The sequence below is a fragment of the Marinobacter sp. genome, from assembly GCF_039977835.1.
Lineage (GTDB): Bacteria > Pseudomonadota > Gammaproteobacteria > Pseudomonadales > Oleiphilaceae > Marinobacter.
Window position 1 is genome coordinate 19,783 of the sequence record NZ_JBDWCL010000010.1, and the last position, 23,615, is coordinate 43,397.

17 protein-coding genes are annotated in these 23,615 nt (G+C 56.8%); 11 read left to right on the forward strand and 6 right to left on the reverse strand.

Annotated features, from left to right (window positions below; all coding sequences use genetic code 11):
* Position 1 precedes the first annotated feature (1 nt).
* Entirely contained in the window at positions 2 to 868 is an 867-nt protein-coding gene (locus ABJM11_RS04605; protein WP_348294451.1) for a hypothetical protein, read from the forward strand.
* Here the strand turns inward: ABJM11_RS04605 and ABJM11_RS04610 are convergent.
* Positions 853 to 1,872 carry an AraC family transcriptional regulator gene (locus ABJM11_RS04610; protein ID WP_348294453.1) on the reverse strand — a complete coding sequence of 340 codons (1,020 nt, stop codon included), beginning with the start codon at positions 1,870 to 1,872 and terminating at the stop codon, positions 853 to 855. The genes ABJM11_RS04605 and ABJM11_RS04610 overlap by 16 nt on opposite strands.
* A 180-nt stretch (positions 1,873 to 2,052) precedes the next feature.
* On the opposite strand from ABJM11_RS04610, the gene ABJM11_RS04615 reads away from it, so the two are divergent.
* Complete coding sequence (locus ABJM11_RS04615) at positions 2,053 to 3,171, forward strand: CaiB/BaiF CoA-transferase family protein (RefSeq protein WP_348294455.1); 1,119 nt, start codon at positions 2,053 to 2,055, stop codon at positions 3,169 to 3,171.
* On the opposite strand, the gene ABJM11_RS04620 is transcribed toward ABJM11_RS04615, so the two are convergent.
* Positions 3,129 to 4,319 carry a diguanylate cyclase gene (locus ABJM11_RS04620; protein WP_348294457.1) on the reverse strand — a complete coding sequence of 397 codons (1,191 nt, stop codon included), beginning with the start codon at positions 4,317 to 4,319 and terminating at the stop codon, positions 3,129 to 3,131. The genes ABJM11_RS04615 and ABJM11_RS04620 overlap by 43 nt on opposite strands.
* 211 nt (positions 4,320 to 4,530) lie before the next feature.
* Here ABJM11_RS04620 and ABJM11_RS04625 point away from each other — a divergent pair, with 211 nt between their 5' ends.
* Positions 4,531 to 7,269 (forward strand): penicillin acylase family protein, encoded by a 2,739-nt coding sequence (locus ABJM11_RS04625; RefSeq protein ID WP_348294459.1) that lies wholly within the window; start codon positions 4,531 to 4,533, stop codon positions 7,267 to 7,269.
* A 426-nt stretch (positions 7,270 to 7,695) separates the two neighbouring features.
* On the opposite strand, the gene ABJM11_RS04630 is transcribed toward ABJM11_RS04625, so the two are convergent.
* On the reverse strand, positions 7,696 to 10,878 hold the full coding sequence (locus ABJM11_RS04630; RefSeq protein ID WP_348294460.1) for a hypothetical protein: 3,183 nt from the start codon (positions 10,876 to 10,878) through the stop codon (positions 7,696 to 7,698).
* A 300-nt stretch (positions 10,879 to 11,178) separates the two neighbouring features.
* Complete coding sequence (locus ABJM11_RS04635) at positions 11,179 to 11,952, reverse strand: enoyl-CoA hydratase (protein WP_348294461.1); 774 nt, start codon at positions 11,950 to 11,952, stop codon at positions 11,179 to 11,181.
* A gap of 184 nt (positions 11,953 to 12,136) precedes the next feature.
* Here ABJM11_RS04635 and ABJM11_RS04640 point away from each other — a divergent pair, with 184 nt between their 5' ends.
* Positions 12,137 to 13,651, forward strand: a complete 1,515-nt coding sequence (locus ABJM11_RS04640) for a fumarate hydratase (RefSeq protein ID WP_348294463.1) — start codon at positions 12,137 to 12,139, stop codon at positions 13,649 to 13,651.
* 15 nt (positions 13,652 to 13,666) lie between these two features.
* On the opposite strand, the gene ABJM11_RS04645 is transcribed toward ABJM11_RS04640, so the two are convergent.
* Positions 13,667 to 15,121 carry a protein adenylyltransferase SelO gene (locus ABJM11_RS04645; protein WP_348294464.1) on the reverse strand — a complete coding sequence of 485 codons (1,455 nt, stop codon included), beginning with the start codon at positions 15,119 to 15,121 and terminating at the stop codon, positions 13,667 to 13,669.
* Positions 15,122 to 15,269: 148 nt separating this feature from the next.
* Here ABJM11_RS04645 and ABJM11_RS04650 point away from each other — a divergent pair, with 148 nt between their 5' ends.
* From ABJM11_RS04650 to ABJM11_RS04675, 6 genes are read left to right on the forward strand one after another with little or no spacing between them, the layout of a single operon-like run.
* Positions 15,270 to 16,217 carry a hypothetical protein gene (locus ABJM11_RS04650; RefSeq protein ID WP_348294466.1) on the forward strand — a complete coding sequence of 316 codons (948 nt, stop codon included), beginning with the start codon at positions 15,270 to 15,272 and terminating at the stop codon, positions 16,215 to 16,217.
* 11 nt (positions 16,218 to 16,228) lie between these two features.
* Positions 16,229 to 17,044 (forward strand): HAD-IIB family hydrolase, encoded by an 816-nt coding sequence (locus ABJM11_RS04655; RefSeq protein WP_348294468.1) that lies wholly within the window; start codon positions 16,229 to 16,231, stop codon positions 17,042 to 17,044.
* A gap of 30 nt (positions 17,045 to 17,074) precedes the next feature.
* Positions 17,075 to 18,295 (forward strand): glycosyl transferase, encoded by a 1,221-nt coding sequence (locus ABJM11_RS04660; protein WP_348294469.1) that lies wholly within the window; start codon positions 17,075 to 17,077, stop codon positions 18,293 to 18,295.
* Positions 18,296 to 18,324: 29 nt separating this feature from the next.
* Positions 18,325 to 20,022: a sugar phosphorylase gene (locus tag ABJM11_RS04665; RefSeq protein ID WP_348294477.1), complete on the forward strand. Its 1,698-nt coding sequence runs from the start codon at positions 18,325 to 18,327 to the stop codon at positions 20,020 to 20,022.
* 15 nt (positions 20,023 to 20,037) lie between these two features.
* Positions 20,038 to 21,150, forward strand: a complete 1,113-nt coding sequence (locus ABJM11_RS04670; RefSeq protein ID WP_348294470.1) for a DUF3524 domain-containing protein — start codon at positions 20,038 to 20,040, stop codon at positions 21,148 to 21,150.
* 29 nt (positions 21,151 to 21,179) lie between these two features.
* Complete coding sequence (locus ABJM11_RS04675; protein ID WP_348294471.1) at positions 21,180 to 22,148, forward strand: NAD(P)H-quinone oxidoreductase; 969 nt, start codon at positions 21,180 to 21,182, stop codon at positions 22,146 to 22,148.
* A 26-nt stretch (positions 22,149 to 22,174) separates the two neighbouring features.
* Here the strand turns inward: ABJM11_RS04675 and ABJM11_RS04680 are convergent, their stop codons facing one another.
* Positions 22,175 to 23,200: an NADP-dependent oxidoreductase gene (locus ABJM11_RS04680; RefSeq protein ID WP_348294473.1), complete on the reverse strand. Its 1,026-nt coding sequence runs from the start codon at positions 23,198 to 23,200 to the stop codon at positions 22,175 to 22,177.
* Between the two features lie 166 nt (positions 23,201 to 23,366).
* On the opposite strand from ABJM11_RS04680, the gene ABJM11_RS04685 reads away from it, so the two are divergent.
* The coding region (locus tag ABJM11_RS04685; protein ID WP_348292858.1) for a contractile injection system protein, VgrG/Pvc8 family at positions 23,367 to 23,615 on the forward strand (249 nt) is incomplete at its 3' end.

The following is a 23,615-nucleotide window of genomic DNA, read 5'->3' on the forward strand; positions in this document are numbered from 1 at the left end:
AATGGTGAAGAGAACCCGATTCGGGCGCAGTTCTGTTTGTGGCTTTGTGTTGGCATCGTTGCTGATAACCGGTCAGGTTGATGCGCTGGAACCCGAGCACGAAATTCGCCGCCTGATGCTGGCGACCGAAGAAGCGGTTGCCGGAGAAAACTGGGGTGAAGCCGGCGAATATCTGAACCGCCTGCAGCAACTGGAAGGGCAGAAGCCGGCGGATTATTTCTATTTTCGTGGCCGGGTGATGCTGGAAGCCGGCCATTTCAACGAGTCGCGGGCGGCGCTGGAAAAATACGTCAGCCAGGCTGGTGCCGAAGGCAAGCATTACAAGGACGCTCTCAAACTGATTACCAGTGTTGAGAAAGCCCGTAAGCAGGAGGGCGCCCGGGCCAGCCAGAACAGTCAGAACAAGAGTGAGCCCGTTGCGATTATAGAGCCTGCGGGCGATGAGTCGCTGACGAAGCTGAAGGAACTCTACCTGGCGGAAACGGATGCCGAGGCGCTGGTTATTCATGCCAACACCCTTCTTGAAGGGGTTGGCTGGAGGTCAGACCAGAGAATCGTAAGGCTCGATCAACCCGCCGACATTGCCTACAAGCTTGACCGGCGTAACGATGTCATCAGTATCCAGGAATCGCGGCGCGAGGAAGATGGCCGGGTGGTGAAAAGCACAGAGTCGCTGGCTGTTTTCGGGGTTAATCCACAGATCGAGTGGAATTGCGAGAGCGCCACCGCCAGTTGCTGGATCTACGACCCCAGAGATGGCTCCCGATTGATGAAATTGAGCCAGGATCGCGAGCAGGCGGAAGAAATCGCCCGCACACTGGGGCGCCTGATAAAGACGATGCAGGGTGTCGGTCAGCCCCGCAGCTGACCCCGTTCACCCTCGCGGTACGCCCCGGGGGTAACGCCTGTCCACTTCTTGAAGGCGCGATGGAAGGTGGAAGGTTCTGTAAATCCTACGCGGAAGGCAATGTCGTTGATGGGCAGATCCGGGCGGGACAGGTAATAGATAGCCATGTCGCGCCGGAGCAGATCCTTGATCTCCTGAAACGACGTATTTTCCTGCTTCAATCGCCGCCGCAGCGTCTGAGGGCTGGTGTGGAGCTCCGCGGCAATCCATTCGAAATCGGGCAGGGAACGGGTAAAGTCCCGGCCGATCAGTGCACGGATGCGGCCAGTGAAGGTGTTGCTTTCATCCGGGCGCGACAGCAGGTCCGCTGGTGATGTTTTTAGGAACTGACGCATTTCGGATTTGTCGCGAATGACCGGCGCCTGCAGAAAACGCTTGTCGAACGTCAGGGCAGTCTCCCTTGCTTCAAACGACAACGGACAATGGAAAATGTGCCGATACTCGTCACCATGGGGTGGGCGAGGGTAGCTGAATTCCGCTTTGAACAGCTCCACCGGCTGCCCGATCAGCCAACTGCCCAGCCGATGCCAGATCACCAGAATACTTTCCCGGAAGAAGTGCATCGGGTCGTGGATATCACCTTCAATCGCGGTGACCAGCCGAGCGGCTGTGTCATCCACCTTCAGCTCCATGGCGACCATGGGTTCAAACAGACGGCAGAACTCAAACGCCTGCCGGTATACGGCCTCCAGATTGGGGCAGTCGATAACGAGTGCGCACATGGTGGCAAAGGTGCCGGTGCGACAGCGTCTGGGCCCCAGCCCCATGAACTCATCTTCCATCACATTCCAGGTGGCCTGCATCAGCCTGCTGTACTGGGTGCTGCTTACCCGGGCCATCTCGATCTTCAGCAGGTCTGGTGAAATTCCGGCCTCTTTGAGTATTGCGCGAGTATCCAGGCCGGCCTGCTCGGCGCCAATCAGAGCGGCCTCGACGAAGTGTCTGGAAACGGTGAGCTCCGACATGTCATCCTTTATCTTTATTTGAACGAAGCCCATCATAAAACCCCCCGGGAACAATGCAACCATTGCGCTTCGCGGGCGCTGGAAGAAATGGTCAATAGGAATGACGGAACCGGCAGTTGGCCCGGTGGGGAAAACAGGGCAGCATCAGGACTGCACCAATAATCAATAAAGGAGTTGCACATGCCAGGCCCGTTAAGCCACCTCAAGGTACTGGATTTCAGCACACTACTGCCTGGCCCCTATGCCACCATGCTGCTGGCAGATATGGGTGCGGATGTGTTGCGCGTGGAGGCGCCGGACAGGCTGGACCTGACCCGGGTGATGCCGCCACTGGAGGACGGTGTGAGCACAGCCCATACCTTTCTTAACCGGGGCAAACGCTCCCTGGGACTGGATCTCAAAAAAGAGGGCAGTGCCGATGTTGTCAAGCGTCTGGTAAAAGATTACGACGTTGTGATCGAACAGTTTCGCCCCGGCGTGATGGACAGGCTGGGCATTGGCTACGAGACCCTGAAAGCCATCAATCCCAACCTCATTTACTGTGCTATCACCGGCTATGGCCAGACTGGCCCGTATAAAGACCGTGCCGGGCACGACATCAATTACCTGTCCCTGGCCGGCGTTTCCAGCCACTGCGGCCGGAAGCAGAGCGGGCCCCCACCGATGGGTGTCCAGATAGCCGATGTGGCAGGCGGCTCACACCATGCGGTAATGGGTATCCTTGCGGCGGTGGTTCATCGGCAGCAGACCGGAGAAGGCCAGTATATTGACATCAGCATGACCGACGCCGCGTTCGCCATGAATGGTATGGCAGGGGCAGCCGCACTGGCCGGAGGCCAGGAGCAGTACCCGGAGAGCACATTGCTTAACGGCGGCACCTTTTACGACTACTACCAGACCAATGATGGCCGCTGGATATCCGTAGGCAGCCTGGAGCCCCAGTTCTCCGCCCGGCTGTGCGATGCTCTGGATATCCCCGAGATGAAAAGCTTTGCGCTTAGCCAGAACCCGGAGCATCAGCAGACAATCCGTGAGGCTCTGAAAACTGCCTTCGCCCAGAAAACCCTGGCAGAGTGGGAAGAGGTATTTGCTGGCCAGGATGCCTGCGTGGAGCCGGTGCTGACGATCACCGAGGCCGCTGATCATCCCCAGATGAAAGCCCGCAACATGGTTATCGAAGTGGCCAAAGAGAGTGGCGAAACCCAGAAGCAGATCGGCCACCCGATCAAGTTCAGTGCGACGCCCTGCGAGTCCCTCTACACCGGGCGCACACTGGGCGCGGATAACGACGAGTTCTGAGGCGCCTCTTCACTGGCTTCTGCAGGGGCAGGGGCCAGCTTCACATTGTTGCGGCCATCGTCTTTCGCCGCATATAGCGCCTGATCTGCCCGGAGCAGGGTGTCATCCGTGCTTTCTTCGCGATGATATTCCGCGACACCAATCGACACCGTTACCCGGAAGCCTTCCGCGATATCGGGGAAAGTCAGCGCTTCAATGGCTTCACGTACCCGCTCCGCCTTGATTCGGGCGCCCTCCAGTGGCGTCTGGGGCAGCACCAGCAGGAACTCCTCCCCTCCATACCGGCCAAAGCAATCGATGGCCCTCAGCCCGTCGGAAACCGAACGCGCCACCGCCTGCAGGATGGCATCACCGGCCTGGTGCCCGTAGGTATCGTTCACCTCCTTGAAGTGGTCAATGTCCATCAGGCACAGGGAAAACGACCCCGGCATGCGGCTGTACCGGTTGCATTCCTCGGTAATCACCTCGAATAGCCGGCGACGGTTATAGACACCCGTCAGGGCATCCACATTCACCAGCTCCTGGATCTGCTCCATGGCTTTGCCCAGTTCCAGATTGCGCTGGTGGAGCTTGCCACGGAGGCCACTGATAAATCCGCCAATGATGGTGATTTCCGCCATCACCAGCGCAAAGGCGACGGTTTGCAGAATATCCAGCTCGCTGTTGAGGACCTCGGGCCGATAGGCCCACAGGACCAGGTGGAGCAAGCCGTAAAGCGCAAAAAACCACACGCCCACCACAATGAACTGCCGCGTAGTGAGCGCCAGAATGCCAAACAGCATGGGCACAACGGCAATCAGCAGGAAGATCGCCCGGGCCTGGCCCGCATCCAGAAACGCCATCACCCAGATAGGGGGCAGCAGAGACACAATCATCTGTGCGGATGTCATGCTCGGGTCGCTGAACTTCAGGTTTTGTCCGGTGCGAATCAGCCACCAGAAGGTAGCGTTGATCAGTGAGGCGAACACCAGGAACCCGGTTGTAACGCCCAAAGAAATCATGCCTTGCAGCCAGCAGTAGACAACAATGCTGAAAGTGACCATGTAGGACCCGAAGGACATTCCGAGGCGCCTTAGCCGTAGCTTCTGGTCGCGTTCAGTGGCCTCTGCCGGGGAGGGTGATGTGGCGGTGGACGTTGGCTGGTTCATAGAGTGTTGTTTTTGTGTTGGTCTGCGGATTTAACAGTACATGTTCAATGGTGACATGAGCTCCAATAAGGATATTTGAAATAAATCATAAAGTCATACGAATAAGGAGTGAATCGACCGTCAGTTTTTAGCGATGTTCGGGTTTGTCTGCTAATTTGTGAGAGTGAGTCACCTTTGGCTCAGTCATAACAATCACAATGGACAAATAACTATGACATTGCTTTGCAAACCTTTCAGGAACGCTGATAAAGGCGCATTGAAAGCCGTTGGGTTAGCGCTGGCCAGCAGCATTCTGATGACAGGATGTTTCGACGGTAGCAGCTCTTCTTCCGACTCCGATAGTTCGGTGAACGAACAGCTTTTCCCGGCGGACGGTAAATTTGAGGCGACGATAAGGAGAACAACGAACGGTGTTCCGCATATCAAGGCGGATAATCTGGCGTCAGCGGCTTTTGGGCATGGGTATGCTCAGGCGCAGGATAATGTGTGCCTGTTGGCAGAGGCTTTTGTTAAGGCGAGGAGTGAAAGGGCGAAGTACTTCGGCCCCGGTGATAATAGCATCAATATCATCAACGACTTCAGTTACAAGGCGCAGGAGATACTCAGTGGCGCGAAAGCCGAATTTCCGCAGTTGAGCGAAGAAAGCCGGGCAATGGTAGAAGGCTTTACCGCAGGTTATAACCGTTACGTGAATGAGACGGACCCGGGAACGCTGCCTGTTGAGTGCCGGGATCAACCATGGGTAAAGGAAATTGAGCCTACGGACCTATTGGCTCATTATCGCATAGTGGGCCAGTTTGCCAGTGGTGCTCAATTTGCCACGGGTGTTGTGTTTGCTGCGGTTCCCCCGGGAGAAGTCGCCGACCCTGTTCCGGCCCAGCCAGTGACAAGTCTGGAAGGTGAATCCGGAAACGTGCTACGAGTGGCTGATGCTGCTCGTATGAATGCTCGCAAGATCGAGAACTTCGTTGATACTGGCTTGGCAAGTAACGCCTGGGGTATTGGTTCTGAATTGACTGAAAACGGGAAAGGGGCACTGCTGGCAAACCCCCACTTTCCGTATACCGGACACAGACGCCTTTATCAGTCGCAATTAACTGTTCCTGGTTACTTGAATGTGAATGGTGCAGGTCTTTTGGGTACTGCGATCCCTCTAATCAACTTTAACGAAAATCTGGCGTGGTCCCACACGGTAACTACCAGTCGTCGTTTCACCTGGTACGAGCTGCAGCTGAAACCAGGGGATCCGCTTACCTACATTAAGGATGGCGTCGAAAAACCTATCACCTCCAAAACCTTTCAAATCGAAGTGGATATGGGCGGCCCCGAGCCGGTTGTGCTTGAAAGGACCTTCTGGTTTTCCGAGTACGGCCCGATGCTGGCAGCGAAAGAAACCAACGATTCCTTCCCGAAGTGGGGAGGCACCGGACTGGTTAACGAAGAGCCCGCTGCTTACACTTATCGCGATGCCAATGCCAACACTTCGGGTTTGCTGGATACCTGGCTGGGCATGAGCAGGGCCAGTAACCTTGAGGAATTCAAGGATGTTTTCCGGCAGTGCGGCACTACCCTTTGGACCAATAGTACTTACACAGATGATCAGGGTAACGCCTATTACATTGACAGCAGCTCTGTTCCCAACCTGTCGGAAGCGACTATTGCTGTTCTGAACCTGAAGCGGAGTCTCAGCTCCGATTTCAACGAGCTATTCAAGGCCGGTGTAACCCTGCTTGATGGTTCAAAATCCCGCGACGACTGGGTAGAGGGTGAGTGTGCGGGACTGGTGCCGTTTGAGGACAAGCCACAGTTGCAGCGCACAGACTGGGTTCAGAACTCCAACAGCAGCCATTGGTCTACCAACCCGGACGAATTCCTGACAGGTTTCTCGCCCCTGTTTGGCGCCGAGAATGCGCCCATCAATCCTCGCACCAGACTTGGAATCAAGATGCTGCGGAACCCGACAGATCCGGGGCTGGATGCAAACACGAAACCACCTGCCGGCCAGGACGGAAAATTCAGCGCGCGGGATCTGATAGACACCATCTGGAACAACCGGGCCTGGTATGCCGAACAATTCTTGCCTGAATTGCGAGCTCGTTGCGCTTTGATCAGCGAGCCGGTTGAAGTGCCCCAAGAACTCCTGCCGTCGGATCCCGAGGTGACATCACCTGGCACACAAAATGTAGCTGCAGGCTGTGATGCTTTGAATGGCTGGAACGGAACCTACGATTTGACCAGCACTGGTGCCCACCTTTTCAGAGCGTTCATCGATATTTACAACCGCAGTTTTCCAGATGATTTGGAAACGGAATTCGATCCCTCAGACCCTGTCTATACCCCGGCTGATCCCTCAACGGTTGGTAGAGGTAGCGCCGACGATGCGATGCTCCAGTCCCTCGCCGCAGCGATGGTGCTGCTGGAAGACGCGGGTATCGCTCTGGACAGCCAGTTGGGTGAAGTGCAGTACTATCAGCCCAGTGGCGGTGTTCCCCCAGGCGGCGATCCCACAAGTGCCGAAGCACTTGCGTCCAGAATCCCTTGGCACGGTGGTGATGGTAACGTGGAAGGCGCATTCAACGCGATTGGTGTGGTCGATAGCAACTTCGCTGAAGATACCCGAATTCCGAGGGTTAACACCCCTGAATATATTGGTGTTACCAGTCCACCGGAAGAAGCGGAGTTCCGCTTTGCAGGTGGCCTGTCTTCTAATAACACCGATGGCTGGCTCATCGCGCGTGGCACAAGCTGGCATTTCGGGTTGGAGTTCACGGAAGAGGGGCCACAGGCTTATGGCCTGACCAGCTATTCCCAGTCGTCAGATGCAGATTCGGATTTCTTCGTGGATCAAAGCATGCGCTATTCGCAAAAAGACGCTAGAAAGCTTTTCTTCACAGATGAAGAGATTGAAGAGAATCTTCTGAGCAATGGTGAGATGACCATCAGTAACTGATTGTCTGAAAAGCAAGTACGGCAATCATTTGGTTGCTTGAAAACCCCCGGTGCTTCGGCCCGGGGGTTTTTGTTTATGTGCCCAAAATGCATAAGCTTGTGGTTGGATACTCGTGGAATTGGTCTTGCGAACGGCCCTGCGAGTTGCCAAATGGAGGAAGGAACAAATACCGTACGGAGATCCGGTTATTTGTATCTAGGGCACGTGTCTGAGCACCAGCGACCTCAATAACTCGGTGTAGGTCCAATTGACTCAAAGTGCGAGTTGCACCTAACAGAGGTTGGGACAAAGCAAGCTGAACAGGTTCGTTTCTTCCAAGCATAGAGCTGCCAGAAATGTTTACTATCGCTTAGGCAGGAGTAATGGCGCATAAAAAAGCCGCCATCAAAGATGGCGGCTTTTCACCTGCGGTAATGCTTAGTTAAGTTACGGCTGTGTGGATTGAATCAGTAAGAGAGTTTGCTGAATCATGGTTCCAAACGTTGCCTCTGCGTTGTCAGCAGAGACAATAATCTCTCCGCCTGTGGCTATTGTGCGGTCCTTAAGCACGTCGCCGGCTTCAGCTACTTCTTCCCGCGGCAACACCGGGGTACCGTGCACGCCTTCTTCATAGCGAGTGATCATCGGTGTATCCAGTGGAAGAGCAGTGGGAGTAGCCCCCATTACAGCCGCCAGAGCCTCAGAGCCGGACAGTGGTGCCGCCGGTGACCGGACGGTTAGGCCGTTCGGGAACGTTATGTTCAGCGGGCCTTTGTCATCACCATAGCGGGTGTCCGCGGCGTTTGGCGTGGTGCGATCGCCCTCCACTTGCGCCAGAACCGTATTGGAAACCGCTAGTTCATTGGCGAAGTTGATAGGATCAACCGCATCCAGACTCGCCTGGTTCACATTCAGGAAGGTCTCCAGGTCCGCATCGCCCTGAGACAGTCCAGCGGCGAGCTGCAACCCGCCAAGAATGGTAGGGGCAAAGCTGGGTGAGTTTTCAAGCAATCGGGTGGTTCCAGCGACCGGAGTCAGCAGGTGTGTGCCCGAGATGAACAAATCGGGATTCCCGCTGGCCGCCGCCGCACCGACAAATGCGCCACCGTTAAGGGTGCCAAGTGAGTGCCCGATAAAGGTAACGCCAGTACCCGTGACACCAGGCAGGCTATTCACGGTTGCTGTCAGGTTCATGAGATCAACAGAGCCCTGGCGCAGTACGTCACGGTTGTTCATGAAGTTGGTCAGGTTAATGAACAGGGAGCCTGAACTGCCCACGCCCTCTTCAAAGTCCATTGCGACCGGGTTGCCGTCGGCTCCGGCTGTGAAGCCATAGTGGCGTTCATTGACACCGTCAACCACGCCAGTCTCTGTGCTTGCGGGTGCCAGGCCGGGGATGGTGCTGCCTGCGTTGGCAACAGTATGATCTACAGAGAATGCAGAGGCCAAAGCTGGTGCTGCCACTGGATCGAAGCCGGCGTCGACGATCTGATCATCGCAGAGACCGCTACGGACATTGGTAACCGCGGCTTCAAAGGAGCGAACTCCAGTGATTGTGCCACCTTCGCCATCTGGAAGTCCGTTGTAAACAGCGTCGGAGCAAGGGATGTCCGGAGATTCGTTGAGTTCCGGATTAAGTCCAAGTGCAATTGCTGCTAGTACTTGGCCAGGGAATTGCCCAGAAACCACTGCGTCGATAGTCGCCTGCGTTTCATCAGTGATTATCGGATCGCCGTTGTCGTCCTCGGCTGGTTTGCTTACGACACCGCCTCCAACCAATAAGGTCAGTGCTAGCTCCTCTTGGTCTTCGAGCGTAAACGGAGCCACACCGTGAAGCGGCTGATCGATAGCGAAGACGGCAATATTCACACTATTGGCCTTGGCTGATGCAACCAGCTGGCTGCCAAATGCGAGTGCCGCACTACGGTCAGTTGTTATGCCATGCTGGAAAACAACCGGTATCAGATTGGCTTCCGCATCTCGCGGGTCGAGCCCAGTCGGGGTGATCACCAGCATCGGAACGTCTACTTCTCCTTCCAGTTCCGGGAACGGGAAGTTGTAGTTGAGTACCTCGCTTACCTCCGGATCTTCTTGCGGTATCGTTGCGTCGAGTGCTTCACCAAGCACAGCGGCAACCGATACGTCAGGACGCCAGCTTTTGGTCCTGATCGTGGAGGTTTCGCCGGTCTGGGTTTTATCAGGCACCGCGATATATTGCGGCAGAGAGATGGAACCCTGGTGTACTGCTACTTGGCCTGGCCCAATCTCTAGTGACGAGAGCACAGCAGATACTGAGAGTGCATCGTCTGTTTGCGTAATTGCGATGTCCCGAGCGGCTGGCTGCGGGAAAGATAGACTTTGACTGCTCAGTAAAGGATCTAGTGAGCCATTTTTAACCAGAGTAGCTACGCAATCAAACTGGTCATCGACGGTAATCAAAGGATCTGCATTTATCACGAAAGGTTCTTCGTCACAGCTGGCTAATCCACCATTGTCTAAAGCCTGGCTGGGGGTGTAGTTGGCAAGCGCGCTATTTACGGCGACAAACACCTCACCGAACTCCTCTGCACCGTCCTCAATCGCGTCTTCCGCAGCACCAACAGTGACGGAACGTCTAAGTTGATCTGCTACCCAGTTCGCAGGATTTGCGATGTGGCTCAGTACTTTCTTGTCTTCACTCGTTGTGAAGCTGTAGGAGAAGGCAATATTCTCTTTTGAAAGAGCCGGAAGTCCGAGAGCCGCTCGCGAACTGTTGTTCAAAGCAAAATAGTTATTGCCGATCTCTTCCCAGAAACCGGCAATCAGGCGTTGCACCGGATCCAGTAGGGCGTTGCCGCTGGGGTTATTGGGATCCTTCAAATTCTGGTAAGAGGGAGATCCAACGATCGGCTCGCCACTGACATCGGTCACACCATCAGTGACAACCACAACGTAACGGCTTAGCGGGTCAAGTGGTGTATTCGGGCGAACTCGTAGAGCTGAGTCGCCGTTCAATTCGATGACATCGTGATCAAAGGTAGGCTTCTGACCCAATTGCGATATATATCCGACTGCCTGTGCTTGGTTTCTGCCATCCAAATCCGTGCCGATACCTAAGGGATCCTGCCCGGCGGCAACCTGGAAGGTAATGGCCAAAGGAATGGTCGGTGGCTCTTGAATGGAAAGCCCACGAACCGGTTCACCGCTGGCGTAGCCGAGCTGAATCAGGAAAACGTTCTGATTCGGGTTGGGGATATAAGGCAGTTGTCCTTCCTGTCCGGCAGCAGGGTTCTCAATAAAGGCGCGTGAGTCAACGGAGTCGGGGTCAATATCACCGTTAAAACGCACAACAGCAGGAGCAACTGTCGAAGCACCGCTCAGATTGTTCAGTGCGCTGATAACCGGGTTGGTCATGTCCCCGTCAATGCCGAACGAGCCATCGCCTGCTTCCTGGTCAAAGTTCAGGTCTGACGGAATTGGCACTACGCTTTGTAATGGGTTGAAAAGCGGCCAGGTTTTCCCGTCGAAATCCGGATTGCTGATCTTATAGTCAGGATTCGCATTACTGGACCCGGACCCGGCGCTATCAAAGCACCCTGTTAGTCCAAGGGAGGACGCCACAGCAAGACTTATTAGAGTTTTCTTGAACATGGGTGTGGAACCTTTTCCTGTTGTTGTGTCGTTATGTTCGGCAGCTGACGGGGCCGGTCTGGTCCGGTAAACCCGTTGTCAGTGGCCGGTTCTGCTTATTCTGTTGTCTGAATTTCTGGCCAGCGCTTTCTGTGCCAATTTCTGTAACTCTGACTATAGCGACAGTAAGGCGACAGTTGATCGCTCTAAAGTGTGATTCTGACCATTGGGAGCCCACCCGCACAGTCGGAGTTCGGCTTCATTGAAAAATAGTTGGCCCTGAGACGTTTGTCGAGTCCTTCGGGGCGCCCCCGCTCCTGCCTATTTGAAGTTTGAGAAGTCCGGTTTTCTTTTTTCCGTGAAAGCCTTGATGGCCTCGGCATTTTCCGGAGATTTCAGCCGTTCAGCGAACAATTTGCCTTCGGCCAGCATGGTGGTGGTCAGCGCTTCGCCGGTGGCCCTGTTCAGCAGTTCCCGGGTGGCGCGGATGGCGGCCGGTGGTTGTGCTGCGAGCCGGGCGCAGGCTTCAAGCGCGGTGGCTTCCGTTCTTGCGGGCTCGCACACTTTATTGGTCAGGCCAAGGCGCAGGGCGTCATCGGCGGTGAAAGCATCACCGAGCATTAGCAGCTCTGCGGCGCGGACCCGTCCAAGCCAGGACGGCAGCAGAAGGCTGGAGCCGCCTTCCGGGCATAGGCCCAGAGTGGCGAAGGGCATCTGGAAGCGGGTGTTGTTGCCGGCGAATACCATGTCGCAATGCAGCAACATAGTGGTGCCAATGCCCACCGCGGGGCCGTTTACAGCCGCTACGATGGGCTTGCTGGTGGTGGCCAGCAGCAACAGAAAGCGGCCAACCGGCGTATCCTGAAATTCACCCGGCAGGCCGGCGGCGAAATCGCCCAGGTCATTGCCGGCGGTGAAGCAGTCTTCGCTGCCGGTATAAAGGATGCAGCGAATATCGTTGTCGTCCCGGGCCTGTTCGATGGCATCGCCGAGGGCCGTATACATGTCATGGGTGAGGGCGTTCTTGCGGTTCAGGCGGTTAATACGGACCGTCAGAATGTGGTTGTTCTTTTCGGTGAGGACGAGGTCAGTCACGGTGTCTCCTGCGATGAAATAATCGAAGATAGCGACGATGTTACATTTTTTCGTGGGCGTTTAGCCAAGGTTCACGTGAAATACCTTCGCCGTCTGTCTCATCCCTCGTTTTCGGATTTTCTGGTAAACTCCGCGCTCCTGATTTTCACAACCCGATCTATAAACCAGACCTGATGAGACGCCTATGACCACCGTAATCCGCCAGGACGACCTGATTGAGAGCGTAGCGGACGCGCTGCAGTTCATTTCCTACTACCACCCGAAAGATTTTATTCAGGCAGTGTACGAGGCCTATCAGAGGGAAGAGTCCCAGGCGGCGAAGGATGCCATGGCGCAGATCCTGATCAACTCCCGCATGTGTGCCCAGGGCAAGCGGCCGATCTGTCAGGACACCGGTATCGTGACGGTATTCGTTACCATCGGCATGGATGTGCAATGGGATGCCGATATGGCACTGGATGACATCATCAATGAGGGCGTTCGCCGGGCTTACACCCATGGGGACAATGTTCTGCGTGCCTCTGTGCTGGCCGATCCTGACGGAAAACGTGCCAACACCAAGGACAACACCCCGGCAGTGATTCACTACAAAGTCGTTCCCGGCAATACCGTGGACGTGCACGTTGCTGCCAAAGGCGGTGGTTCCGAAGCCAAGTCCAAGTTCGCCATGCTGAACCCGTCGGACTCGGTGGTGGACTGGGTACTGAAGATGGTCCCACAAATGGGTGCCGGCTGGTGCCCGCCGGGTATGCTGGGTATCGGTATTGGTGGAACCGCCGAAAAGGCAATGGAACTGGCGAAGGAATCCTTGCTGGACCCGATCGATATTCACGACCTGCAGGCCCGTGGCGCCTCCAACCGCGCTGAAGAGCTGCGCCTGGAACTGTTCGAGAAGGTCAACGAACTGGGTATCGGCGCCCAGGGCCTGGGCGGCCTGACCACGGTTCTGGATGTAAAAGTGAAGGATTACCCGACCCACGCGGCCAACAAGCCGGTGGCCATCATTCCCAACTGCGCCGCCACCCGACACGCGCACTTTGTGCTGGACGGCTCCGGCCCTTCGCTGCAAACCCCACCGAGCCTGGAAGACTGGCCGGAGATCACCTGGGAAGTGGGTGACAGCGTTCGCCGTGTGAACCTGGATACAGTGACACCGGAAGACGTGAAAGACTGGAAACCAGGCGAAACCGTGCTGCTGTCCGGCAAGATGCTGACCGGCCGAGATGCCGCCCACAAGAAGATGGTGGACATGATCGAGCGTGGTGAAGAACTGCCGGTGGACCTGAAAGGCCGCTTCATCTATTACGTGGGCCCGGTCGACCCGGTCCGCGAGGAAGTGGTTGGCCCGGCTGGCCCCACCACTGCCACCCGGATGGACAAGTTCACCCGCACCATGCTGGAGAAAACCGGCCTCACCGGCATGATCGGTAAAGCAGAGCGTGGTCAGGTGGCCATCGACGCCATCCGCGAGTTCGGTGCGGTGTATCTCATGGCCGTTGGCGGTTCCGCCTACCTGGTGTCCAAGGCCATCAAACACGCAGAAGTGGTTGCCTTCCCGGAGCTGGGAATGGAAGCCATCTACGAGTTTGAGGTGGAAGACATGCCGGTCACCGTGGCAGTGGATTCCAAGGGTTCCTCCGTCCACCAGACCGGCCCCGCAGAGTGGCACGAGAAGATCATCGCCGCCAAAGCGGTCTGATGCTCTTGACCGTTATTACGAAGAGCAACTGATGCTCAGGTGCTTCCCCCAGTCCGGGGGGAGCGCCGCATACTTCTCGAATTCCGGCTGTTCATCGAACGGCTTCTTCAATACCTCCAGCAATTCCTTCATTGGCGCATAGTCGCCATTCTGGGCTTCCAGGATTACCTGCTGTGCCAGATAATTTCTCAGGATGTATTTCGGGTTGACCTTGCGCATCTGGAATTCCCGCTCATCGTGGGCTCGGGTTTCCGATTGCAGGCGTTGTTCGTAGCGTTCCAGCCACTCATCCGCCACGCTGCGATCCACGAACAGGTCACGGATCGGCGCAGAGCCTTTCGTGGTGAGGTTGGACAGCCCTCGGAAAAACAGGGTGTAGTCGACATGGTGTTCGTGAAGCATGCTGAAGGTGTCCATGATCAGACCCAGGTCTGACTCATTTTCCAGGGCCAGCCCCAGCTTGTCCCGCATGTTCTGAAGGAAGCGCTGGTTGTAGGCCACTTCGTACCGCCGCAGACCCCGTCGCACATTATCCTCATTCATTACCGGAAGCAGCGCATTGGCCAGGTACTGGCAGTTCACAAACCCGATGTTGGGCTGGCGGTTGTAGGCGTAGCGGCCGCCCTGATCGGTGTGGTTGCAGATGAAACCGGCGTCGAAATCGTCCAGAAAGGCGTAGGGGCCATAATCAAAGGTATCACCGATAATCGACATGTTGTCGCTGTTCATCACCCCGTGGCAGAACCCCACCGCCTGCCAGTCGGCGATCATTCGCGCGGTACGCTCAACCACCTCCACAAACCAGCGTTGGTAACGTTCATCCTCCGGCAGATCAATCAGGTGAGGGAAGTGCAGTGCAATCACATGCTCCATCAGGCTTTTCAGGGCTTCCTCGCCTTCATGATGAGCCGCAAACTCAAAATGCCCGAAGCGGATGTGAGTCTCCGCCACCCGCATCAGTGCCGCCGCCGTCTCAATCGACTCCCGCCGCACCGGGTCTTTCGCACTTACCATGAACAACGCTCGCGTAGTGCGAATCCGCAGCGCCGCCATTGCCTCACTGCACAAATACTCCCGAATGGTCGACCGCAGCACCGCCTTGCCATCCCCAAACCGGGAATAGGGTGTCATCCCCGCCCCTTTCAGGTGCCAGTCCCAACGCCGCCCGTCCGGACCGACCGTCTCCCACAGCAACAGCCCACGGCCATCCCCAAGATCCGGGTTATACATCCCGAACTGGTGCCCCGTGTATTTCATCGCCACAGGTTTCATCCCCTCCAGCAACTCCGCCCCGGCCCCCACACCGGTCCATTCTTCCGGGCTCTCAGAGTGGAAGCCCATCGCCTGCGCCAGATCATGGTTAAAACACACCATCCGCGCATTCTTCAACGGCGTTGGCTGCACCCGGGTGTAAAAACTGTCCGGTAGCTCAAGGTAGCGATGTTCGACTTTAAAACCGTTGCTGCTCATAAAGGATCATGTCTGTTTTACTGAAGTCCATAACATCAGTGTCCCAGATAACTCCCAACCACCACAAACAAACCGAACTCTGGCAACCTATACTCCAATTGGTACAAAACCTGCAAAACCAAAAACAAACCAACAGGGAACCAACATAGTGTCTGCACCCGATCTGACCACCACCATCCAGAAATTGATCCGCCAGGAATCCCTCCCTGATTCCTACGCCGACACCTTCAAAAAGACCATCCTTCCCCTTGCCCAGCACCTCTGCACTCTTAGACAGGCCCGAGCTGCGCCAATTATTATCGGCATCCACGGCGCTCAGGGCACCGGCAAATCCACCCTCACCCTGTTCCTGAGTGAACTGCTGACCACCCACTACCGCATACCAACTGCGAGCTTCTCTCTGGACGACCTCTACCTTACCCGCGCCGAACGGGAAACACTGGCAGAGGAGGTGCACCCGTTGTTCATCACCCGGGGCGTTCCCGGCACCCACGACATAGTCCTCGGCCAGCAGGTCATCGACCAACTGAAAGCGGCGGGCCCGGATACGGAAACCCCCGTACCCGCCTTCGACAAATCCCGCGATGACCGCCACCCTCCGGATCAGTGGCCCGTATTCCGGGGCAGGGCGGACACTATTCTGATCGAGGGCTGGTGCATGGGGGCGGTGCCGGCAGCCAGCGAGAAAGAGTTGATGCAACCGGTCAACGACCTTGAGGAAGCCGAGGACCCGGAAGGCACGTGGCGACAATACGTTAACCGCTGCCTAAAGGGAGAGTATGGCCAGTTTTTCAACCAGGTCGACAGCCTGATTATGCTGCGGGCACCGTCCATGGAATGCGTCCTGCAATGGCGCACCCTTCAGGAGCACAAGCTCAGGGAGCGATCTGGCAGTGCACCAGAAGAGGGCGCTGAAAACGTTGAGGTTGCGCAACCATCGCGCATCATGAGTGACGAAGAGGTCGTCCGATTCATCATGCACTATGAGCGAATCACCCGTGCCAGCCTGGTGGAAATGCCGGCCCGTGCCGATTGCCTGGTCAATGTGGGCGAAGACCACAGTTTCAGCGAACCGCTGATACGCCAGCGACAGTAGAGGATACCGCCATGCCAAAGCCCCGCCTGCTCCTGTTTTCCGATCTTGACGGCACCCTGCTGGACCATGACAGCTACGACTGGTCGCCGGCAAAACCTGCACTGGCGCGGCTGGCAGCGGCGGAAATCCCGGTACTGCTCAACTCCAGCAAAACCGCCGGCGAGATCCGCGCCGTCAGGGCACAACTTGGCAACACCGCTCCCTTTATTGTGGAAAATGGCGCCGCAGTGATTATCCCCGCGAACTGTTTTGGGCCGGGCCCGGAGCAGGTGCAGACTTTCGGGGCATCGCGGGACGAGGTGCTTGCGTTGCTGAACGAGTGTCGGGAAGAGGGTTTCCAGTTTCGAAGCTTCTCGGACATGAGCCCGGCCGAACTGGCCAGGCATTCCAACCTTTCGGAATCGGAAGCGGAACTGGCGAAAGACCGGGCCGGCACGGAGCCGCTTTTGTGGGAAGGGGACGAGGGTTCACTGGTCCACTTCCGCCAGAAACTGGACGAGCGCAACTGCCGCCTGGTGCAGGGCGGGCGCTTTCTCCACGCCATGGGCACCTTCGACAAAGCCGATGGGGTCCGGTTCTTGCTGGACAAATATAGAGAGCACTATCAAGAGCACTACGCGGGCGACAAACTCATCGCCATTGCATTGGGCGACAGCCCCAATGACCAGCACATGCTGGAAGAGGCGGATATTGCGGTGATCGTACGGGGCGTGCAGTCCGATAGCGTGTCTTTGCCATCCCAGAGCCGGGCCATACGGTCCATCAAGGCAGGTCCCGCGGGCTGGAACGAATGCGTGCTGAATCTGCTGATTGAGTACGGTTACTGAAACCGGGTTTGAAACAACAGGAGCTCCACGATGGGCGACTTTTATCAGAACGGCATCATCACAACCCTCCACAACCTGTGCCGCAGGCCGGTTGAAGAGCTGGAGGCAGAGCTGATGAGCTTTCGCAAGGCCCGGCCCATGTCATTGGTTTTGCCATCGCTGTATTCAGAGCTGGAAGGCCCGGCCCTGAAAAACATCGTGAAGGAACTGGCGAAGGTACCCTACCTGGAGCAGATTGTTATCGGCCTCGACCGCGCCAACGAGCAGGAATACCGTCATGCCCTGGAGTACTTCGCTGAGTTGCCTCAACATGTCCGGGTACTGTGGAATGACGGCCCCAGGCTCCGGGCGCTGGACCTCAAGCTCCGGGAGCAGAACCTGGCGCCCACGGAAATGGGCAAGGGGAGGAACGTCTGGTTCTGCTTCGGGTATGTGCTTGCCTCGGGCATGAGCAAATCAGTGGCCCTGCACGACTGCGACATACTGACCTATTCCCGGGGCCTGTTAGCCCGGCTGATTTATCCAGTGGCCAACCCGGCCTTTAACTACATGTTCTGCAAAGGCTATTACGCTCGTGTGGCGGATGGAAAAATGAACGGCCGTGTCAGCCGCCTGCTGGTCACACCTTTAATCCGCGCACTGAAAAAAGTCTGCGGCCCCAGTGACTTCCTGGACTACCTGGACAGCTATCGCTACCCGCTGGCCGGGGAATTTTCCTTTCGCACCGACGTCATCAATGATCTGCGTATTCCCAGTGACTGGGGGCTGGAAGTCGGCGTGCTCTCCGAGATGAAGCGCAACTATGCCACCAACCGTCTGTGCCAGGTCGACATCGCCGACACCTACGACCACAAGCACCAGGAGCTGTCTCCGGAAGACGCCAGCCGTGGCCTTTCGAAGATGAGTACGGACATCAGCAAGGCCCTGTTCCGAAAACTGGCCACCAATGGTGAAATCTTCTCCAATGAAAAGTTCCGTACCATCAAGGCCGCCTACTTCCGCGTCGCCCTGGATTTTGTGGAAACCTACCAGAGCGATGCCGTGATCAACGGGCTCACGTTTGATCGCCACAAGGAAGAGAAGGCCGTGGAACTGTTTGCCCAGAACGTCATGAGGGCAGGGGCCTATTTCCTGGACAACCCCATGGACACCCCCTTCATTCCGAGCTGGAATCGTGTCACCAGTGCCATCCCGGATATCAAGGAACAGCTGCTTGAAGCCGTGGAGCTGGACAATGAGGAATATCGCTAGTGAATACCCTCCACCACAAGCTCGCCACCATGCTGGATGTGGTCTATCCCGCCGTTGATACGGGTTTCCTGGCGGATCAACTGCTGAATACCATGGGGCTGGCGCCGGATACCCCGGCGCCCCCGGCCCACCAGAATAACTGGGACGAATCCGATGTCATGCTGATTACCTACGCTGACACGGTTCAACGCAACCAAGAAAAGCCCCTCAAAACCCTGTTCCTGTTCCTGGAGGATTGCCTTAAGGACACGGTATCCGCGGTGCATATCCTGCCGTTTTTCCCTTACAGCTCCGACGATGGCTTCTCGGTGATGGACTACCTGGCGGTGAACGAATCTCATGGTGAATGGGAAGACATCGAACGGATTGCCGGCAATTACAAACTGATGGCGGACCTGGTGATCAATCACATGTCGGCCCGCAGCCGCTGGTTTGAAAATTTCAAGAAACGGATCGACCCCGGCAAGGATTATTTCTTCGAAGCCCGGCCCACCGATAACCTGAGTGCCGTGGTCCGGCCACGGACATCCCCCTTGCTCAATGCGGTACAGACAGACGACGGCGAACGCTATGTGTGGTGCACCTTCAGTGAAGACCAGGTGGACCTGAATTTCGCCAACCCCCAGGTACTGAACGAATTCGTGGGCATTATCCGGTATTACCTGGAACGGGGTGTGACCATCTTCCGGCTGGATGCGGTGGCCTTCCTGTGGAAAGAGGTAGGCACGCCCTCGATTCACCTGCAGCAGACCCATGAGCTGATCAAGATACTGCGGCTGCTCATCGAACATCATACCCCCCACGGCGTGGTGATTACCGAAACCAATGTTCCCAACCGGGAAAACCTGACCTACTTCGGTAACGCCAACGAAGCCCATGTTATCTATAATTTTTCTCTGCCGCCTCTGCTGATCAACACTCTGGTCACTGGCAACTGCCGTCACCTGAAAACCTGGCTGATGAGCATGCCACCGGCCCAGATGGGCACCACATACCTCAACTTTATCGCTTCCCACGACGGTGTGGGCCTGCGCCCGACCGACGGGTTGCTTTCGGAGGAGGAAAAGCAGCGGCTGATCAACACCATGGAATCCTTCGGCGGCAAGGTGTCCTACCGGCGCACGCCGGATGGCAAGGACCAGCCCTATGAAATGAACATCACCCTGTTTGATGCGTTAAAGGGAACGGCGCAACGGGGGGCGGACCACTGGCAACTGCATCGCTTTCTCTGCGCCCATACCATCATGCTGGCCCTGGAGGGGATTCCGGCGTTCTATATTCACAGCCTGTTAGGCACGGAGAACGATCGCGAGCGGGTGGAGAACACGGGGCGCCTGCGCTCCATCAACCGCGGCCAGTGGAACCTGGACCGGCTGGAGAGTGAGCTGGCGGACCCACTGAGCCACCACCATAAGGTATTCACCGAACTCAAGCGGCTGGTCGCCATTCGTCGCAAGCAGCCGGCGTTCCATCCCAACGCTACCCAGTTCACCTTGCACCTAGGCCTGCAACTGTTCGGTTTCTGGCGCCAGAGCATGCTCCGGGACCAGTCCATTTTCTGCATTCACAACATCACTGACGAGATACAGCAGGTATTCCTGGGGGACATCAATCTGATCGGAACTGATCAGTGGCAGGACCTTATCTCGGGTCTGAAAATCGATGACCTGTCCGGAAACCTGACCCTCAAGCCCTATCAAAGTGTGTGGCTGTCCAACCGGGAATGATGGCAGAATGCGCGGATGCCACCGAACCATCCACCCCGAATCCTGCTTTTGTCCGCCTACGACGCCGGGAGCCACCAGCGCTGGCGGGAACAGCTGGTGGCCAGCCAGCCGGATTTTCACTGGGAGGTGCTGGCCCTGCCTCCGCGTTTTTTCCGCTGGCGGATTCGCGGAAACGCACTGACCTGGCTGCAGGAGCCGGCGCTAAAAGCAGATTATGACCTCCTGATCGTTACGTCCATGGTGGATCTGGCCTCGTTGAAAGGATTTCATCCTCATCTGGCCCGCACGCCTACGATTCTTTACATGCATGAGAACCAGTTTGCCTATCCGGATTCCGGGCGGCAGCACTCCAGCGCCGAACCAAAAATCGTCAACCTTTACAGCTCGGTGGCCGCTGACCAGGTGCTGTTTAACAGTGCCTGGAACCGCGACAGTTTTCTGGAGGGAGCTTACCGTTTTCTGGGGAAGATGCCGGATGGACTTCCCGACGGTCTGATCCACAGTATTCGCGAAAAATCCCACGTGATCCCTGTGCCAATCGAGGACCGGCTTTTTCTGGAGAGGGGCACAGCCTTCAATGCGCAATCTCCCCATCTGCTTTGGAATCATCGCTGGGAATACGACAAGGCACCGGATCGGCTGTTGCGCTTGCTGGAAGCGTTAACAGCAGCGGGCCAGGACTTCCGGTTGAGCGTGGTAGGTGAACAGTTTCGTAATCAGCCTGAAGCTTTTAATCTGATACACGAGCATTACCGGGAGCGTATCGTGCACTGGGGCTTCCTGGAAAGCCGGGCGGATTATGACCGCCTGCTGGCAGAAGCGGATGTGGCTATCTCTACCGCCCTTCATGATTTCCAGGGGCTGGCTGTGCTGGAAGCCATGGCGTCTGGCTGCATGGCATTGACGCCGGACAGGCTGGCTTATCCCGAGTATGTGCCGGCGCCGCAACGTTACATCAGTTATCCTGATGATCCGGTGGCTGAAGCCGATGCAGCAGCCGGTCTGCTGCGACAGTTGCTGCACCAGCCACCGGAGTCTTGCGTGCCGCATGCCTGGCGGCTCAGCAAACTGAACAAGAAATATTACAAAGTGATCAGTGCAACTCTGGGCCAACTGACGGTATGCTGAGCCTGACTCAAAACATGGAGTAAGCGCAGATGATGAGAGCCATCAAGGTCAGTGGCGACACGTTAAGCTGGGAGGCGTATGACATCCCTTCCGAAGTGCCCGAAAATCATGTGGCTATTGATATCGCGTGGACCGCCATCAACCGTGCGGACCTGATGCAGCGGGCCGGCGTTTATCCGCCACCGCCCGGTGCCTCGGACATTCTGGGCCTGGAAGTCAGCGGAACCATCTCTGAAGTGGGCGCGGGTGTGGGTCACCTCAAGCCTGGTGATGAAGTCTGTGCTCTGCTTACTGGCGGTGGATACGCCACCCATGTGGTGGTGCCAGCGGTTCAGGTATTACCGATCCCGAAGGGGTACACCCTGGAAGAGGCCGCGGCGATTCCGGAAGTGTTCGCCACCGCCTGGCTCAACCTGTACCACGAAGCCGCTCTCAAGCCCGGCGAAAAGGTGCTGGTTCATGCCGCTGCCAGCGGCCTGGGAACCGCGGTCATTCAGCTGGCAACGGCCCTGGGTAACCCGGTGTTTGCCACCGCCGGTGACAACGAAAAGCTCGAGACCTGCAAAAGGCTTGGCGCCAGCGGCGTGTGGAATCGCAGGGACGGCTCGTTTGTGGACGCGATAAAGTCCTGGGGTGGGGTCGACATGGTGCTCGACCCGGTAGGCGGCAATTACATTGCCGAAGATCAGAAAGTATTGAACATGGATGGCCGGATCATACTCATCGGCCTGATGGGTGGCCGCATGGCCGAAGTGGATCTGGGGCTGATGCTGATGAAGCGTCATCGGCTGATTGGGTCAACGCTTCGGTCACGGCCCGTGGCAGATAAGGGCGCCGTAATGAGCGCCCTTTACAAGCACGTCTGGCCGCTGCTCAGTGCCCGGCAGATTGATCCGGTTATCGACAGCTCCTGGCCCATTGAAAAAGCCGGTGAAGCCATGGCTTACGTCGCAGAGAACCGTAATATCGGAAAGGTGTTGCTACAGGTTGCCGGGTAAACCCCCATCCGTGGAGGTTCTTGCCATTAGTCGGCGATGTGCACCAGCTGTTTGCCAAAGTTCTTCCCTTTCAGCATGCCTTTGAAAGCTTCCGGGGCGTTTGCCAGGCCTTCGGCGATGGTCTCGCGGTATTTGAGTTCGCCGGAGGCGATGCGGTCGGCAAGGATATTGGTGATTTCCTGGTGCCTGTCCTGCCACTCTGTTACCAGGAAGAAGCGGTGTTCCGGGACCGGGTCCAGCGCTTTAAGCACATGGAAGGGCGTTTCCACCGAGTTCATGTCTTCCGCGTTGTAGGCGGACACAAAACCGCAAATAGGAACCCGTGCACCAGGGTTCAGCAAAGGTGCTACGGCACGGGTCACAGCCCCGCCGACGTTCTCGAAGTAGATGTCGATACCATCGGGGCAGGCGGCTTTCAGGTCCGCTTCGAGATTGCCGGCCTTGTAGTCGACACAGGCATCAAAGCCCAGCTCCTCCACCACATAGCGGCATTTCTCCGGGCCTCCGGCCACACCGACCGCGCGACACCCTTCCTTCTTTGCGGTTTGGCCCACCACGGTTCCAACAGGGCCAGACGCTGCGGAAACCACCACGGTTTCGCCGGCTTTGGGCTGGCCTACGTACATCAGCCCGCAATAGCCGGTACGGCCCGGCATACCGGCCACACCCAGGTAGGTCTGCAGGGGGACGTTGTCCTTCTGGTCAATCTTGTAAACCATCTCCGCATCAGCAGGGAACACCACGTATTCCTGCCAACCGGAATAGCAGGTCACCAGGTCGCCCACTTTCAGGTTGTCCGAACGGGACTCCACAATCCGCGCAACACTCTCGCCGACCACCACCTCACCAAGGCCGATGGGGTCCATGTAACCCTTGGCGTCGTTCATACGTGGGCGCATGTAGGGGTCCAGAGACAGCCACAGTACCTTGGCCAGCACTTCGCCTTCTTTGAGATCGCGTACCGGGCGCTCTTCCAGTAGCAGGTCGTCGTCCTGAATTTCGCCCTGGGGGCGCTTGTTGAGAATCACCGCTCGATTGGTATAGTTGCTCACAAAGTATCTCCGGTTGCGTAATGAAACCAGATTAGGGTGCAGCAGAATCATTTTGAGGTCAACATCCCGGCTTCGGAAATGCAGGGTTACATTCTCCGGGCCGATCGTTATAATCGGGCGTGCTCAGGAAGAGCTGACAAACTTTTAATCTTCAGGGATCGAAGACATGCCTCAGGCAACCGGACTGCAGTTCACGGCCACCCTTGGCCAACTCCCCAAAGACCTGTTCGTGGTCGCCCGTTTCGAACTGACCGAACACCTCTCCAGGCTTTGCCACTGCAAGCTGGAACTGGCCAGTACCTCCCCGGACATTGCCCCCGAAGACGTCCTGGAGCAGCCCGTGGAACTGGTGGTCTGGCAGGACGGCGTGCCCCTGAGGCGCTTCCACGGCGTGGTCAACGAATTCGCCCGGGGC

What these genes read in the sequence shown, in the direction of transcription:
- ABJM11_RS04610 (WP_348294453.1), bottom strand. Translation starts at nt 1,872, where the DNA reads ATGTCGGAGCTCACCGTTTCCAGACACTTCGTCGAGGCCGCTCTGATT.
- ABJM11_RS04625 (WP_348294459.1), top strand. Translation starts at nt 4,531, where the DNA reads ATGACATTGCTTTGCAAACCTTTCAGGAACGCTGATAAAGGCGCATTG.
- ABJM11_RS04605 (WP_348294451.1), top strand. Translation starts at nt 2, where the DNA reads ATGGTGAAGAGAACCCGATTCGGGCGCAGTTCTGTTTGTGGCTTTGTG.
- ABJM11_RS04640 (WP_348294463.1), top strand. Translation starts at nt 12,137, where the DNA reads ATGACCACCGTAATCCGCCAGGACGACCTGATTGAGAGCGTAGCGGAC.
- ABJM11_RS04660 (WP_348294469.1), top strand. Translation starts at nt 17,075, where the DNA reads ATGGGCGACTTTTATCAGAACGGCATCATCACAACCCTCCACAACCTG.
- ABJM11_RS04620 (WP_348294457.1), bottom strand. Translation starts at nt 4,319, where the DNA reads ATGAACCAGCCAACGTCCACCGCCACATCACCCTCCCCGGCAGAGGCC.
- ABJM11_RS04655 (WP_348294468.1), top strand. Translation starts at nt 16,229, where the DNA reads ATGCCAAAGCCCCGCCTGCTCCTGTTTTCCGATCTTGACGGCACCCTG.
- ABJM11_RS04615 (WP_348294455.1), top strand. Translation starts at nt 2,053, where the DNA reads ATGCCAGGCCCGTTAAGCCACCTCAAGGTACTGGATTTCAGCACACTA.
- ABJM11_RS04645 (WP_348294464.1), bottom strand. Translation starts at nt 15,121, where the DNA reads ATGAGCAGCAACGGTTTTAAAGTCGAACATCGCTACCTTGAGCTACCG.
- ABJM11_RS04670 (WP_348294470.1), top strand. Translation starts at nt 20,038, where the DNA reads ATGCCACCGAACCATCCACCCCGAATCCTGCTTTTGTCCGCCTACGAC.
- ABJM11_RS04665 (WP_348294477.1), top strand. Translation starts at nt 18,325, where the DNA reads ATGCTGGATGTGGTCTATCCCGCCGTTGATACGGGTTTCCTGGCGGAT.
- ABJM11_RS04675 (WP_348294471.1), top strand. Translation starts at nt 21,180, where the DNA reads ATGATGAGAGCCATCAAGGTCAGTGGCGACACGTTAAGCTGGGAGGCG.
- ABJM11_RS04630 (WP_348294460.1), bottom strand. Translation starts at nt 10,878, where the DNA reads ATGTTCAAGAAAACTCTAATAAGTCTTGCTGTGGCGTCCTCCCTTGGA.